At 73.0% G+C, this 14,612-nt stretch carries 10 protein-coding genes; 5 read left to right on the forward strand and 5 right to left on the reverse strand.

The features are described 5' to 3' along the window. Positions 1 to 22 precede the first annotated feature (22 nt). From ACIQGZ_RS19610 to ACIQGZ_RS19620, 3 genes are read right to left on the reverse strand one after another with little or no spacing between them, the layout of a single operon-like run. Complete coding sequence (locus ACIQGZ_RS19610) at positions 23 to 2,185, reverse strand: amino acid adenylation domain-containing protein (protein WP_402603295.1); 2,163 nt, start codon at positions 2,183 to 2,185, stop codon at positions 23 to 25. Further along, a complete protein-coding gene (locus ACIQGZ_RS19615) occupies positions 2,182 to 2,958 on the reverse strand; it encodes a thioesterase II family protein (RefSeq protein WP_402603296.1) in 777 nt (258 codons plus the stop codon). Before ACIQGZ_RS19615 ends, ACIQGZ_RS19610 begins: the two co-directional genes overlap by 4 nt. After that, positions 2,955 to 4,043: a thioesterase domain-containing protein gene (locus ACIQGZ_RS19620; RefSeq protein WP_402603297.1), complete on the reverse strand. Its 1,089-nt coding sequence runs from the start codon at positions 4,041 to 4,043 to the stop codon at positions 2,955 to 2,957. The genes ACIQGZ_RS19615 and ACIQGZ_RS19620 overlap by 4 nt, the downstream gene beginning before the upstream one ends. 309 nt (positions 4,044 to 4,352) lie before the next feature. Between ACIQGZ_RS19620 and ACIQGZ_RS19625 the strand changes: the two genes are divergently transcribed. The 4 genes from ACIQGZ_RS19625 (at position 4,353) to ACIQGZ_RS19640 (ending at position 10,877) form a co-directional block, all read left to right on the forward strand. Continuing rightward, positions 4,353 to 5,363, forward strand: coding sequence for a TauD/TfdA family dioxygenase (locus ACIQGZ_RS19625; RefSeq protein WP_402603298.1), 1,011 nt, complete (start codon positions 4,353 to 4,355; stop codon positions 5,361 to 5,363). A gap of 585 nt (positions 5,364 to 5,948) precedes the next feature. Beyond that, complete coding sequence (locus ACIQGZ_RS19630) at positions 5,949 to 7,760, forward strand: ABC transporter ATP-binding protein (protein WP_402603300.1); 1,812 nt, start codon at positions 5,949 to 5,951, stop codon at positions 7,758 to 7,760. Beyond that, positions 7,753 to 9,543 (forward strand): ABC transporter ATP-binding protein, encoded by a 1,791-nt coding sequence (locus tag ACIQGZ_RS19635; protein ID WP_402603301.1) that lies wholly within the window; start codon positions 7,753 to 7,755, stop codon positions 9,541 to 9,543. The genes ACIQGZ_RS19630 and ACIQGZ_RS19635 overlap by 8 nt, the downstream gene beginning before the upstream one ends. Beyond that, complete coding sequence (locus ACIQGZ_RS19640) at positions 9,540 to 10,877, forward strand: helix-turn-helix domain-containing protein (protein WP_402603302.1); 1,338 nt, start codon at positions 9,540 to 9,542, stop codon at positions 10,875 to 10,877. Before ACIQGZ_RS19635 ends, ACIQGZ_RS19640 begins: the two co-directional genes overlap by 4 nt. 20 nt (positions 10,878 to 10,897) lie before the next feature. Here ACIQGZ_RS19640 and ACIQGZ_RS19645 read toward each other — a convergent pair whose 3' ends face one another. Together ACIQGZ_RS19645 and ACIQGZ_RS19650 are read right to left on the reverse strand one after the other, a co-directional pair. After that, a complete protein-coding gene (locus ACIQGZ_RS19645; protein WP_402603304.1) occupies positions 10,898 to 11,806 on the reverse strand; it encodes an aminoacyl--tRNA ligase-related protein in 909 nt (302 codons plus the stop codon). A gap of 121 nt (positions 11,807 to 11,927) precedes the next feature. Then, on the reverse strand, positions 11,928 to 13,274 hold the full coding sequence (locus tag ACIQGZ_RS19650) for a condensation domain-containing protein (protein ID WP_402603306.1): 1,347 nt from the start codon (positions 13,272 to 13,274) through the stop codon (positions 11,928 to 11,930). Between the two features lie 339 nt (positions 13,275 to 13,613). Here ACIQGZ_RS19650 and ACIQGZ_RS19655 point away from each other — a divergent pair, with 339 nt between their 5' ends. After that, complete coding sequence (locus ACIQGZ_RS19655) at positions 13,614 to 14,561, forward strand: ornithine carbamoyltransferase (protein WP_402603308.1); 948 nt, start codon at positions 13,614 to 13,616, stop codon at positions 14,559 to 14,561. Positions 14,562 to 14,612: the final 51 nt, after the last annotated feature.

The raw sequence follows: 14,612 nt of genomic DNA on the forward strand, positions 1-14,612 counted from the left end.
GTCCTCGGCGGCGCGGGGCGGGTCACAGCCGGGCCCGCAGCCCGTGGGTGTCGACCTTCCCGTTGGCGGTCAACGGGATCTCCGGGACGCCGAGGATCTCGGCGGGGACCAGGTAGTCGGGCAGCTCCGCGGCCAGCTCGGCCCGGAGCCGGGCGGTGTCCAGGTCGCCGCCCGGGGCGGGGACGACGAAGGCGGCCAGCCGCTGCGCCCCGGACGGCGCCGGGTAGGCGATCACCACGGCCTCGCCGACCTCCGGGCGCCGCTCCAGCACGGCGCGGACCTCGCCGGGTTCCACCCGGTAGCCGCGGATCTTCACCTGGTGGTCGGTGCGGCCGAGGGTCTCCAGCTCGCCGTGGCGCCAGCGGCCCCGGTCGCCGGTGCGGTACAGGCGGGCGCCCGGCGGGCCGTAGGGGTCGGGCAGGAAGCGCTCGGCGGTCAGCGCGGGGGCTCCGAGGTATCCCCGGGCCACGCCCGCGCCGCCCACGTACACCTCGCCGGGCACGCCCTCGGGGACGGGTTCGAGGCGGTCGTCCAGGACGTACATCGTCGTGTTGGGGATGGGCCGGCCGAGCGGGACGAGCCCGTCGGACGGCAGCTGGTCGACCAGCTGCCCGGAGTTGCCGACGGTGATCTCCGTCGGGCCGTACTCGGTGGCGACCTGGGTGCCGCCGGGGCCGGCCAGGTCGCTCCAGCGCCGGGCCAGCTCGGTGGGGAAGGCGTCCCCGGCGGCGATGACGAGCCCGGCGAGGTCGCGGGCCTCCTCGGGTTCGAGGTCGGTGCTCAGCAGGTTGAGGTGACCGGGTGTCATCTTGATGAAGCTGTAGGGCGCGCCGTCGGCCAGCAGCGCGCCGAGGTCGGCGGGGTCCAGCGGGTCGGGCAGCAGGTCCACCGGCTGTCCGACCACCAGCGGGGTGTACAGGCTGGGGACGCCCAGGTCGAAGCCGATCGAGCTGAAGTGCGGCGAGCCGCCGGTGCCCCGGGCGGCGTACTCCTCGGCGGTCCAGAGCACGTAGTTCGCCAGGCCCTCGTGGTGCACCATCACGCCCTTGGGCGCGCCGGTGGACCCGGAGGTGTAGATGACATAGGCCAGGTGCGTCGGGCCGACCGGGACGTCGACGGGCAGCTGCGGAAGCGCGTCGATCGCCGCGCGCTCCCGGTCCAGCAGGATGAACTCCGCCTTGTCGGGGGTGCCGAGCAGGGGCAGGTGCTCCGCATGGGTGACCAGCAGGGTGCAGCCCGCCGCGGCGACCATGTGGCGCAGCCGGGGTGCGGGCAGGTCGGCGTCGAGCGGGAGGTAGGGCGCGCCGCACTTCCATACGCCGAGCAGCGTCGGCAGCAGGTCCGGGCCGCGCCGCAGGCAGACGCCGACGGGCAGTTCGGGGCGGGCGCCGTGTGCGAGCAGGTGGTGCGCGAGCCGGGTGGAGCGGTGGTCCAGCTCGCGGTAGCTGAGGGTGCGGCCGTCCGCCCGGACGGCGGGTGCGTCCGGTGTGCGGGCGGCCTGGCGGCGGAAGAGGTCGAGCACTCCGGTGGCGTCGCGGGGGGCGGACGGTCCGACGGCCCACCGGCGCAGCACGGCGTGCCGCTCGTCGTCCGGCAGCACGGCGGGCGCCGCGTCGCCCTCGGGTGCCTGGGCCATCGCCTCCAGCACTCGGCGGTACATCGCCGCCAGCCGGTCCAGGCCGGTGGCGTCGAGGAAGCCGTCGGCCCGCAGCAGCAGGGTGCTGCCGTCCGCACTGACGCGCAGTCCATAGCGGTGCGGCGGCTCGTCCGGCTCCTCCGGCTCACCGGGCGCGGCCGTGTCGAAGAGCACGCGGTCGGGCCAGGACGTCGACCCGCTGTCCGGGTCCGGTGCCTGCGGCTGCCTGGCGCGCGGGGCGGCTGCGACCTGCGCGACCAGCTCCCGCCAGGTGCGCGCGGCGCCCGGCGCCACCATGAGGGTGCGCACGTCCCGGTCGTCGGCGGCGGCGCGGACATCGGTGCTGAACGCCGGTTCCTCGACCAGGGTGGCGAGCACCCTGACGTGGGCCGCGAGGAGCACGGCGCCCGGGTCGGCGCCTGCGGCGGCGGCGAGCGCGTCCAGCGCGGCGGCGAGGTCCGCGTACCGGACCTCCGCCCGGTGGCCGGTGGTCGCGTCCCGGTCCGGGCACCGCCAGGCGCTCGGCAGTCTGAAGTCTCCCGCGCTCACCCGTCGGCCTTTCGCTCCAGCAGCCGCCGGGCGATCCGGCCCATCAGGGCCCCGGCCTCGTTCAGGATGTAGTGGCCCGCGTCCAGCAGGTGCAGCGAGAACTCCCTGCTCGTCTCGGCGCTCCAGGCGGCCATGGCCTGGCAGCTCACGAACTCGTCCCGGCGGCCGCCGACGACGGTGACGGGCAGGTCCAGCGGCGGGCCCGGGGAGTATTCGAGGGTCTCGACGATCTGGTAGTCGGCCCGCAGAATCCGTTCGAACATGGCCATCAGATCGGGGTCGTCCAGGACCTGCTCGGCCATGCCGCCGTACTTGACGACCCGGGCGATCAGCTCCCCGGGCGGCCGGCGGTGCAGCGGGGGGTCCTCGATGGTGCGCGCCTGCGGCCCTTCGGAGGAGGAGACCACCAGCTCCAGCGGCTGGGGGCCGCCCTCAGCGCCGAGTCGGCGGACGAACTCGGTGGCCAGCACGCTGCCCGAGCAGTGGCCGACCACGACGAACGGCAGGTCGAGCAGTGGCGCCAGCTGCGGCCGGAGGTCGTCCAGCAGGGCGTGCCCGTCGGTGAGCAGGGCCTCGCGTAGCCGGTTCTCCCGGCCGGGTGGCCGGACGGCGCACAGGTCGACTTCGGGTGGCAGCTGGTCGAGCCAGGGTTTGAAGGCGGCGGCACCGGCGCCGACGTGCGGAAAGCAGAACATCCGCAGCCTGGCCTGTTCCGTGGGCCGCAGACGGGCGACCCCCCGGCCGGCAGCTGCGTTGGTGATACCGCCGTTCATGCGTGGAGTGCCTTCCTCATCGTCTCGGCCACCTGCGGGTCGCTGATGACGGCCAGCGGGGACTGGAGCCCGTGGTCGAGCCGGTGGACGGTCAGCCGGTCCACCGCGTCGGTCCAGGCCCGCTCGGCCGGGTGCGGGTCGAAGCCGTCCGTGACCAGGACGGCCCGGCCCGCACAGGGCGCGTATGCGTACTGCTGGACGGCCAGCGCGAGCCGGGCCCAGGCCAGCTGGAGCCGGGGGAGGTCCCCGGGGCGCACCGTGTCGTCGTACCAGTGCCCGGCGCGGAGCCTGGCGTGGATCTCCTCGATGCTCTCGCCGCCGGTGAGGGCGAGACGTCCGGACAGCGTGGCCAGCCGGCGGCTCAGCAGCCCGTCGAGGGTGGCGGCGGGCTCGCCGGACGCCGCTCCGGCGGGCGGGTCGACCAGCGCCAGCAGCGCCACCTCGGCGCCGTTGGCGCGCAGGCGGCCGGCCAGGTCGAAGGCGACCGCCGCGCCGGGGCCGAATCCGGCCAGCCGGTACGCTCCGCCGGGCTGGTGTCGGCGCAGGTCCGTGAGGAGCCGGTCCGCGAGCCGCCCGACGGCGCCGGTCGGCGGGAGCGGGCCGTGGGCGTCCGCGAGCGGGAAGCCGTAGGCGGCGCGCCCGTCCAGCCAGGTCGCGACCGCGTCCCGTTCCGCCTGGGCGTGGCTGTCGGAGTGCACGACGAACAGCGGCTCCGCCGCGTCGCCTGCGGCGATGGGCACGGCCTGGACGTCCGCCTCGGCCTGCCCGTCCGCCGCCCCGGCGTCCTGGGCGCCGCTGCCCGGGTCCAGGGCGCCGCCCCGGGGCGCGTCGGGTGACGCGGGGTCGCGGGGCAGGGTCAGCTGTTCGGCGAGCCGGGCCGGTGTCGGGTTCCGCAGCGCCGCAGAGCTGCGGACCCGCAGGCCGCGCTCGCGGGCCGCGGCCACGATCTGCACGATCGCGAGTGAGTCGCCGCCCAGCTCGAAGAAGTCGTCGTACGGTGAGACGTCATGGCCGAAATGCGCGCTCCAGAGCTCGCACAGCAGGCGCTCGACCGCGTGGCAGGTGAGCGGGATCGCGGTGTCCACGTCCTCGGCGCGACGGGTGGCCGCCGGAGGGTGCGAAGGTATTCGATTCCGAAAGTTCGCGCGCACGGCGAGGCTCCGTCTCTTGAATCGAGCTTGTCAGGAAGCTTCGTTTCTGGGCCGATGCCAGGACAGGCATCCGGCAGGCAATTTGTCCGGCCTCAATTGCCGGTTCGCTGCCTGGAGATCGCGCGGCACCGCCGGAAAGACTCCCATCGATCGCCGTAGGGCGATTGCGCATTCAGCGGCGACTCTCATCCGAGAGGACAGGCCCCGGTCGCCTCAAGGATATTCCGACGAGGAGAACCAAGCGTGACCTCAACCATGGCGAGCACGAATACCGACCACCTCGGAGAGATCTCCGCTCTCGAACTGACCGGCGAGGAGCGGATCGAGCTGGAGGCGCTGGTGAAGCGCCTGCGGGGCAGTGACCCGGCGCTGGTGGACGATCCCGACTGGCAGAGGCAGGCCCGGGAGGAGAGCTGCCGGCTGCCGCACCGGCTGAGCGGGGCGGTGCGGGCCTTCCGGCATGACGCCGGGCTCGACGGCACCCTGACGATCAGCAATCTGCCGCTGGGGGCGGAGCCGCTGCCGCCCACCCCCACCGTGCCGGAGTCGGTGGAGCGCGCCGTCACGGGCCCGGCCGCCGTGGCGGTGCTGCTCGGCTGCGAGCTGGGGGCGCTCATCGCCTTCCGCGGCGAGAAGCAGGGCGCGCTGGTGCAGAACGTGGTCCCGGTGCCCGCCCTCGCGGCCTCGCAGAGCAACGGCGGCTCGGTGCGCCTGGAGTTCCACACCGAGAACGCCTTCCACCCGCACCGCCCGGACTTCGTGGGGCTGCTGTGCCTGCGGTCCGCGCACGAGGACCAGGTCGGTACGCAGGTCGCCTCGGTCCGCCGCGCCTTTCCGCTGCTCGACGAGGCCGACCGTACGGTCCTTCAGGAGCCGCGCTTCGTCACCGATCCCCCGCCCTCCTTCCACGCGGCGGGCCTCCAGCCGGCGGAGCCGCCCCGTGCGCAGCCGGTGCTCAGCGGCGCCCCGGAGGACCCGGACATCTGCGTCGACTTCCATGCCACCCGCGCCCTCGACGAGCACGCCGCGCGGTCCCTGACCCGGCTGCGCGAGGCCCTGGTGGCGGTGCGCACCGACGCGGTGCTCCGGCCCGGGGACATGATCTTCGTGGACAATCGGATCGTCGTCCACGGGCGGGTCGCGTTCACGCCCCGCTACGACGGCAACGACCGCTGGCTGCACCGCGTCTTCGTCCACCTGGACCACCGCCGCAGCCGCCGCAACCGCCCCGGCAACGGGGCCGTGCTGGCCTGACCCGCACCGCCGGGACCTTCGCCGGGGCAGCCGGGCACGCCCGCGCCGGGCCGGTGATGCGGTCGGCCGGCGATGCGGTCGGCCGGTGATGCGGTGGGCCGCCGGGCCGGCCGGGCCGACGGCCGGCCCCGCGGCCCCCCGCTGCCCCGCTGCCCTCCGACCTCGGCCAATAGCGGTTCCATACTGCCGGTATACCGTCTCTGAATCGGCTCTCCATAGCTTCGGGGCGATCAGCGGAATGTGCTGATGACGCTTCCCGGGCAGCGCCGTTGCCGGCGCGCGAGCCGACAAACCGGAAGCACACAGCCGGACACCGTGTTGGCAATGCCGACCACACCACCCCGGGACGGCGGTCGCCGCAACCCGGGCCGGGCCGCACCACCGCGGCCTCGCCCGGTCCCCGCCTGTTCGATCCTCCTGAAACGGCTCCTGCTCACAGCCACGCGACCGTCGACCGACAGGAAGAGTGCTCACCCCATGGCCGTCCTGCGCACCCCCTTGAGCCGAAAGCCCAAGTTATCGCCCACACTCCACGGGATTTTCACCCTCCTGCGCCTGCTCCCCCAGGTCAACCGGACCAAAGCCGTGCTGGGCGCGCTGGGCGTGCTGCTGGCCTCGGTGCTCCCGGTGGCGGTCGCGGTGGTGACCGGCATGCTCATCGGCTCGATCGGCCCGGCCCTCGACGCCGGTCTCTCCTCCCCGGCCGGGCGGCACACCTTTGTGCTGCTGGCCGTGGCCGGCGCCCTGGTGATGGTGCAGCAGACCCTGGCGCCCGTGCTGGCGGCGCTCGGCGAGACCCTCGGCCGCGAGGTCGACCGGGATCTACAGCAGCGGGTCATGGCCGCCGTCGGCCGACCGGAGGGCACCGCCCATCTGACCGACCCCCAGGTGCTGGACGCCCTGCGGGTGGTGCGCGGCCTCGGGATGACCGAGACCGACCGGCCGAGCCAGGCGGTGGGAGCGCTCGCGGTGGTGCTGCCGGCCTGGCTGCGGGCGGTGGCGGCGGCGGCCACCCTGGTCGCCTTCCACTGGTGGGTGGGGCTGCTCTGGCTGCTGACCTGGCCGGTGGTGGTGCACTTCATGCAGCGTGAGTACTTCCGCGTCGGCCGGGTGGGCTACGCCAGCAGCAACGCGCTGCGGCAGGCCGAGTACCTGCGGGACCTGGTGCTCGCCCGGCCCGCTGCCAAGGAGGTGCGCCTGTGGGGTCTGCTGGACTGGCTGGTCGAGCGGTTCGAGCGGTCCTGGCGCCAGGCGACGGAGCCGGTGTGGCGGCAGCGCAAGCCGCGCGCCCGCGTGGTGTTCGGCGCCACCGGTACGATCGCGGTGGTCAACCTGGTGAGCTACGCCACGCTGGCCTGGTCGGGCGTGCACCATGACATCGGCCTGGGTGCCGTCGCCATCTACGCGCAGGCGCTGGCGCTGGCCAACAACTACACGGCCTTCGACGACAACAACGCCTACCTCTCCTTCGCCGGCGCCGCCGTCCCCCGGGTGCTCAGCCTGGACGCCGGCCTCGCCGCCACCGCCGCTCCGGCCGGGCTCCGGCTCGCGGAGCTGCCCACCGCGTTCCCGGCCGAGCGGATCAGCTTCGCCGGGGTCCGGTTCCACTACCCCGGAACCGAACGGGAGGCGCTGCGCGGCGTGGACCTGGAGATCGCCGCGGGCCGCTCGCTCGCCATCGTGGGCGACAACGGCGCGGGCAAGAGCTCGCTGGTGAAGCTGCTCTGCGGTCTGCACACCCCGACCTCCGGCAGCATCCGGGTCGACGGGCACGACCTGGCGGACCTCGACCAGGCGGCCTGGCGCAGCAAGATCGGCGTACTGTTCCAGGACTTCGCGCGCTACCACCTCACGGTGGCGGAGAACATCGGCATGGGCGCTCCGCAGTACGCCGACGACCGGGAGCGGCTGCGGGACGCCGCGCACCGGGCGGGCGCGCTGTCCCTGATCGAAGGGCTCCCGGGCGGCTGGGACACCATCCTGTCGCCGGAGTACACCGGCGGTACCGACCTCTCGGGCGGGCAGTGGCAGCGCATCGCACTGGCGCGGGCCCTGTTCGCCGTGGACGCGGGCGCCCAGGTGCTGATCCTGGACGAGCCGACGGCGGCGCTCGACGTACGGGCCGAGGCGGAGATCTACGAGCGCTTCCTCGAACTGACCGCCGGACTGACCACGATCCTCATCTCGCACCGCTTCTCCACGGTCCGGTGCGCGGAGCGCATCATCGTGCTCCAGGACGGCGTGGTCGCGGAGGACGGCGGGCACGACGAACTGCTGGCCCGGCGGGGACGCTACGCGGCGATGTTCGACCTCCAGGCGGCCCGCTTCACCGAGCCCGCGCCGGGCGAGGAAGCCGGCCTCGGACTCCAGGCGACGGCGGAGGCGGGACATGCGTAAGCCCTTCCAGGCGTTCCGGGAGCTGATGCGCATCGGCTTCCGCGCCGCACCGTGGCACGCCACGATGCAGTTCCTCACCGGCATCGTCTTCGAGATCTCCGTACCGATCGGCGGCCTCGGTGCCAAGACGATCGTGGACGCGGCGGTCTCCGGGGATCTGCGCCTCGGCATCGGCGCCGCCGTGCTGATGGGGCTGGCGGTCTGCGCCGCGCTGACCTCGGTCTTCTACTACGTGCACTGCCTCTTCACCGTCCAGGAGCGCGCCGCCGCGGTGGCGAGCAAGCGGCTGATGCGGCTGATCGGCGGCGCCGAGGGGCTGACGCACTACGAGTACCCCGAGTACCTGGACCAGGTGCAGCGCATCCGGGAGCAGCAGGGCCAGCTGTCGGGCATGGTGAACGCGACCTCCGGCGTGCTGCGGGTCGGGGCGACCCTGATCGTCACCGCCGTGCTGCTGGCCCGGGTGGACCTGCTGCTGCTCTGCCTGCCCGTGCTCGCCGGGGTGTCCTTCTGGCTCGGCAAGGTCAGCCGCGACCTGACGGTGCGGGCGCAGGAGGAGACGAGCGAGCAGGAGCGGCTGCGCCGGCACCTGTTCGAGCTGGGCACGTCCACCGAGGCGTCGGGCGAACTGCGGGTCTACGGTCTGACGGGCCTGATGGGCGAGCGGCACCGGCGGGTCTCCGGGTCGGTGATCGGGCTGCGCAACCGGGCGAGGTGGAAGGGCGCGGTCCTCCAGGCGGTCGACGCGCTGGTCACCGCCATCGGGTACATCGCCGCGATCACGCTGGTCATGGTGCTCGCGGTGCGCGGCACCGCCACCGCGGGCGATGTGGTGCTGGTGCTCGGCCTGGCCGCCCAGCTCAGCTCGACCGTCGGGACGGCGGTGCAGTACGGCACCTACTTCCTCGTGGTGCTGCGGGTGGGCGGGCGCTTCGTCTGGCTCCAGGAGTACGTGGCCGGCGAGCGGCGCACCCCGGCCGCCCCCGCCGCGCTGCCCGACACGCTGCACCGGGGCATCGAACTGGAGGACGTCGGCTTCGCGTACCCGGGTGCGGAGGACGGCCGCGGCGTGCTCGACGGAGTGAGCCTGCGCCTGCCGCCGGGCGCGGTCGTCGCGCTGGTCGGGGACAACGGCGCGGGCAAGACGACGCTGATCAAACTGCTCTGCGGCTTCTACCGGCCCGACTCCGGCCGGATTCTGGTGGAGGGCGTGGACCTGGCGGCGTTCGACACCGCCGAGTGGCGGTCGAGGTGCGCGGCGGCGTTCCAGGACTACGCCCGGCTGGAGTTCCCCGTCCTGGAGACGGTGGGCGTCGGTGACCTGCCACGGATCGAGGACCGGGACGCCGTGGGTGCGGCGGTGGAGCGGGCCGACGCCTCGGGCGTGGTCGAGAGCCTGCCGCAGGGCCTGGACACCCAGTTGGGCAGCCGCTGGGACGACGGGGCGGAGCTGTCCGGAGGGCAGTGGCAGCGGCTGGCGCTGGGGCGCGGGCTGATGCGCACCGAACCGCTGATCGCCGTGTTCGACGAGCCCACCGCCGCGCTGGACGCGCACACCGAGAACGCGCTGTTCGAACGGTTCGCGGCTGCCGCGCGCGCCGGCCGGCAGCGGAACACCGTCACCCTCCTGGTCTCCCACCGCTTCTCGACCGTCGGGATGGCCGACCTGATCATCGTGCTCGACGATGGGAAGATCAAGGAACAGGGCAGTCACCGGGAGCTGATGTCCCGAGGCGGGCTCTACGCCGAGCTCTTCGAACTTCAATCCCGGGGGTACCGATGACGCTCAACTACAGCGATGAACGCACCCTGTTGGGCGGCCAGCTGCCGGCCTGGAACTCCCGGCTGATCGCGACGCTGCGGATCCAGCGCGGCTGGACCCAGGAGGAGCTCGCGGAGTACTCGGGACTGAGCGTACGCACCATCAGGAACCTGGAGCTGGGCCGGGTGCAGAATCCGCGCCGCTCCTCGGTGGACCTGCTGGTGACCGCGCTCGGCGTGGCCGACGAGCAGCGGCACGGCGCCGAGCACCTGGACCACGCGCGGTGGCGCGGGCTGCCGGCGGCGAACTCGGCGCTGGTCGGCAGCCCCTCGGTGCACCAGCAGTTGGCGAACACGGTCCGCACCAACCGGCTGACGACCTTCCTCGGCCCGGGAGGGGTCGGCAAGACCCGGATGGCGCTGAGCGTGGCCGCGCAGATCAGCCACTTCTTCCGGGACGGCGTCGAGGTCGTGGAGCTCGGCGACCTCAGGACCGAGCACGACTCGGTCGAGGAGCAGGCCGCGGCGGTGCTGCACCGCGTACGGCGGCAGCTGAGCCGGGGGCGCCCGGTGGCCCAGCCCGGTACGGCCGAGATCGAGGCCGAGACCAATATGCTGCTCGTGCTGGACAACGCGGAGCACATCCCGGCCGGTGTCATGGCGGCCACCCGGGAGTTACAGGCCACCTTCTCCGGTGTGCACATCCTGATCACGGCGCGCCGCCGGCTCACGGAGCGGCTGGGCGCGAACCGGGAGATCCACCCGCTGCCCCTTGAGCAGGCGCCCGGCGAGCCGCTGTCCGGCGTCCCCGCCGTGGAGCTGTTCCTCCAGCACGTCGGAGCCGAGTCGCAGGCGGCGGCGGAGCTGGAGAAGGACCTGCCGCTGATCGCCGAGCTGTGTCGGCGGCTGGGCGGCATTCCGCGCTACATCGAGTTCGCGGCGGAGTGCCTGCGCGCCATACCGATCCGCCTGATGCTCTCCTACGGGCCCACGCCGGAGATGCTCTGGTCCAACGACCATGCGCTGCTGCGCCACCAGCGGTCGGTGACCGACAGCATCCGGTGGAGCATCGATCTGCTGAGCGACGATCACCGGTTGCTGCTGGAGCGGATCGCCGCGCTGCCCACCCGCCGTTTCGTGCTCGACGCGATCACCGCCGAGTACGACCGGCTGGGGCGGGGGACGTCCCCGAATCCGCTGACGCTCGTCTCGGACCTGCTGGACACCTCGCTGCTGCTGCCCGATCCGGCCCACCACTACCACTACCGGCTGGCCCCTTTCGTCGCCGAGGTGGTGCGGCGCCTGGGGGCGGACCGCCCGATGCCGGGGTCCGGCGGTCCAGCGATCGGCCGCTGAACCGCCGGGCCGGGGCCGGCTCAGCCGAGCTCGGGCCAGTTGGCGAGGTCGTCGCCGTGCGCGTGGATCAGGGCGGAGACGGTCCGCTCCAGGCCGAACGCCATGCACGAGGTGTGCGCCGGGCCCTCGTCCGCGAAGTCGATGGCGAAACGCTCGCCGAGGTGGTCCTTGTGGCAGTTGGCCGAGGCGATCGCCGTGCCCGGGTCGCCGTCGCGGACCGGGGCGATGAACTCGTACTTCAGGTTCTGCTGGAGCTGGCTGGTGCGCATGAACCGGTCGCCGGGGCCGAAGAAGGGATCGCTGGCCGTCTGGACGGAGACCGCCACCCCGAGCCGCGCGAACAGCTCCTCGCAGCGGGTGATCCAGGCGTCCCGCCACTGCCAGGCCTCGTCCTGCCCGGCGACCACCACGAACTCGCGCATCCGGAAGGACCGGAAGCGGCCGTACTCGCTGGTCGCCTCGTGGCGGTAGCAGTGGCCGACGGCGTCGAAGAAGCGCGCCTCCCCGATGGTGCTGTCCGCGATCTGCGGATAGACGCTGTAGCAGACGGCCGGGGCCAGCACCACGTCGGTCTCCTCCCGCGCGGCCAGGTCCTGGGCCTCCGGGGCCTCGCCGGTCCGCAGCGCGTGCACCGTGCCCAGCAGCTGCGGAAAGGACTCGGCGTACTCGGCACGGTCGATGTTCGAGCGCGGGACGACCGGCGCATACCAGGTCGGTCCCGGCGATCCCGCCGGATCGATCGCGCTCAGCGCCGCCTGGAGCCGCGTCAGCACCGATTCGAACTTCGGGGTGAAGCTCAGCAGCCCGGGTATCCCGGTGGGCAGCACCCAGGAGGCCGCTGTCAGCTGCTCCAGCCGGTCCGGTGCTCGGCCGTCGGTGCCCGCGCCGTCGAGTGCGCCGAGCCCGTGCCCGGCCGTCGTGGTTGCCATCGTGAGGATCACGCTCCTTGGGGAAAGCAGGGTACGGAGGTCTCGGGACTCGCGACCTCGGTCCGGAAAAGGGCCGGCCGTGCGGCCCCGCCACCAGCCGGCCTTCTCGGCGAATCGGCGGCTACTGGTCTTCCGGGGGGTGGCGCAGCTGGTGCAGAGCGGGGGGAAGGGTGTCGCCGACGGCCGAGCGCAGCAGTTCCAGATAGTCCGTGGCCAGCTGCCGGGCGGTGCGCTCGGTGAACAGCGAGGTGTTGTACTTGAGTTTCGCCTGCACGGTGGAGGCACGCCTGGTGATCTGGAGGGTCAGTTCGAACTGCCCCTGCTGCTGCGGCAGGTGGTACTCCGCGACGCGCAGCCCGGCGTGTTCGACCTGGCGGCCCGGTTCGAGCACCGCCGCGATGGGGTCGCTCTCGTCGGGCTCGTTGAGGACGAACAGCGCCGCGAACAGCCCGGGGCGGCTGGGGTCGCGCGGCAGGTCGGCGAGCCTTGACAGCAGGGCGAAGGGGTAGTCGCGGTGCAGCAGGCCCCGCCAGAGACCGGCGGCGGTCTTGCGCAGCACCGCGTCGAAGGAGTCCTCGGGGTCCAGCCGCGCCCGCAGCGGGAGGGTGTTGACGAAGTAGCCGATCGCCTCGCGCAGCTCGGCGCCCTGCCGCTGGGTCACGGGGTAGCCGAGGAGGAAGTCCGTCTGGCCGCTGCACCGGTAGAGGAGCAGTTCGAAGACCGAGACGAGGTAGGCGAAGGCGGTGACGTTCCGGGCGGCGACCGCCTCGCCCAGGTCGGCCACCAGGTCCGGCGGCAGTACGACGTCGATCTCCGCGCCCTCGAAGCGGTAGCCGGCGGGTCGCGGCCGGTCGGCGGGCAGCGTGGCATGCCGGGTCACGCCCGCCAGCTCGCGCTGCCAGTACTGCCGGGCCCGGTCGGCTCGCGGCGACACCAGGTACTCGTGCTGCCGCTGTGCGAAGTCCTCGAACGCCGTGCCGGTGTCCCGGGCGGTGTGGGGGGAGCCTGCGACCAGCGCCGCGTACCGCGAGAGAATCTCGCCGCAGATCAGCAGCTGGGAGACGTTGTCCGCGACGATGTGATGGGCCGTGGCCAGCAGGATGTCCGGGCCGCTCCGGGGGCGCAGCAGCGTGATCCTGACCGGCGGCTCCCGGTCGAGGCGGAACGGGCGGCGGGTGAGTTCGAGCGCGAAGTCCCGCAGTTCGGCCGCGTCGAGGTCCACCTCGTGCAGTTCGAGGAGCGAGGACGCTCGCGCAGCCCGCCCCCGCCGGCGGCGGACCCGGCCGGCGGTGTCGCAGTCGAACACGGAGTCGAGCAGGGTGTGGCCCGAGACCGTCGCCCGGACGGCCGTCTCCAGCACCGCGATGTCCACCGGGAAATGCAGGCTCAGGGCTGAGACGACGTTGTAGGACGCGCAGTCCGGTTCGAGATTCTGGATCAGCCAGAGGGCTTCCTGGCCGAGGGTCAACCCACTGCCGACCGCAGGCGCGGAATTCCGCCGAGTCACCGGTGTCGCCGCAGGATTCATGCTCCGTCCGTCTCCCTTCCGGTTGGCGCACCGCTTCCGCGCATCAAGTACGGCATGGGTTCGCGGGGTACGACAAGGAATCGGAACGGCAACTTTGCTGCCCGTCGGAAGCTGCCTGACAGTTGCCTGTCCCCCGGCGCGGGGCGGCTCCTACCCTGTGGTCGTGATGCCCGCTGAGGCGAGGAAATGGCGGCAGCCGAATTCTCTGATCGGCCTTGAATTATCCGACTGGGGGTTGACGGGCCCGGCGGCCACTCGGCCGGAACGGAGGTTGGTTGAATGGGGAAGCACACCATCAGGCATCTGATCTCTCTCGACGACCTGTGCGACTCGGATGTGCGGGGCATCGTCGAGCGCGGCGCGGTGCTGGCCCGCCGGGCGGAGTCGGGGCTGGGCGTCGGAAGCGCGGCGCTGTCCGGTGCTGTCGTCGGTGTCTACTTCCGCAAGACCTCGACCCGCACGCGCACCGCGTTCTCCGCCGGCACGCTGCGCCTCGGCGCGGGGCTGGTCGCCTACGGACCGGAGGACCTGCAGCTCAACACCGGGGAGACCACCGAGGACACCGGCCGGGTGATGTCGCGGATGCTCGACGTCCTGGTGGCCCGTACGGCCGGCGACCCGCTGGAGATGCGGGCCTGGGCCGCCCAGAACCGGATGGCCGTCATCAACGCGATGAGCGCCGACGAGCACCCGACCCAGGCACTCACCGATCTGACCACGCTCGCCATGCGGTTCGGCGCGGTGGACGGACTGAGCGTGCTGTACGTCGGTGAGGGGAACAACTCCGCCGCCGCGCTGGCCCTGGGCCTGAGCCGCTATCGGGGGGTCCGGCTGGAGTTGCGCACCCCGCCGGGCTACGGCCTGGCCGAGGCCGTACTCGAACGCGCCCGGAAGCGGGCGGCCGAGAACGGCTCCACGGTGAGCGAACGGCATGACCTCGGTGAGCTGCCCGAGGACTTCGACGTGGCCTACACCACACGGTGGAAGACCACCGGGACCAGCAAGTCGGACCCGCACTGGCGGGAGGTGTTCGCGCCCTTCCAGGTGTCCGCGCGGCTGATGGAGCACTCGCCCAAGGCGCTGTTCATGCACGATCTGCCCGCCCACCGGGGCGAGGAGGTCACCGCCGAGGTGCTCGACGGCTCCGCCAGCATCGCGTTCCAGCAGGCCGAGAACAAGCTCTACAGCGCCATGGCGGTCCTGGAGTGGTGCCGTGACGCCTGCTGAGACCTGTCCGGGGGAGCTGGACCGGGCCGGTGGTCCGGGGGACGGAGGACC

The sequence above is a fragment of the Streptomyces sp. NPDC092296 genome (assembly GCF_044755465.1).
Taxonomy (GTDB): Bacteria; Actinomycetota; Actinomycetes; order Streptomycetales; family Streptomycetaceae; genus Peterkaempfera.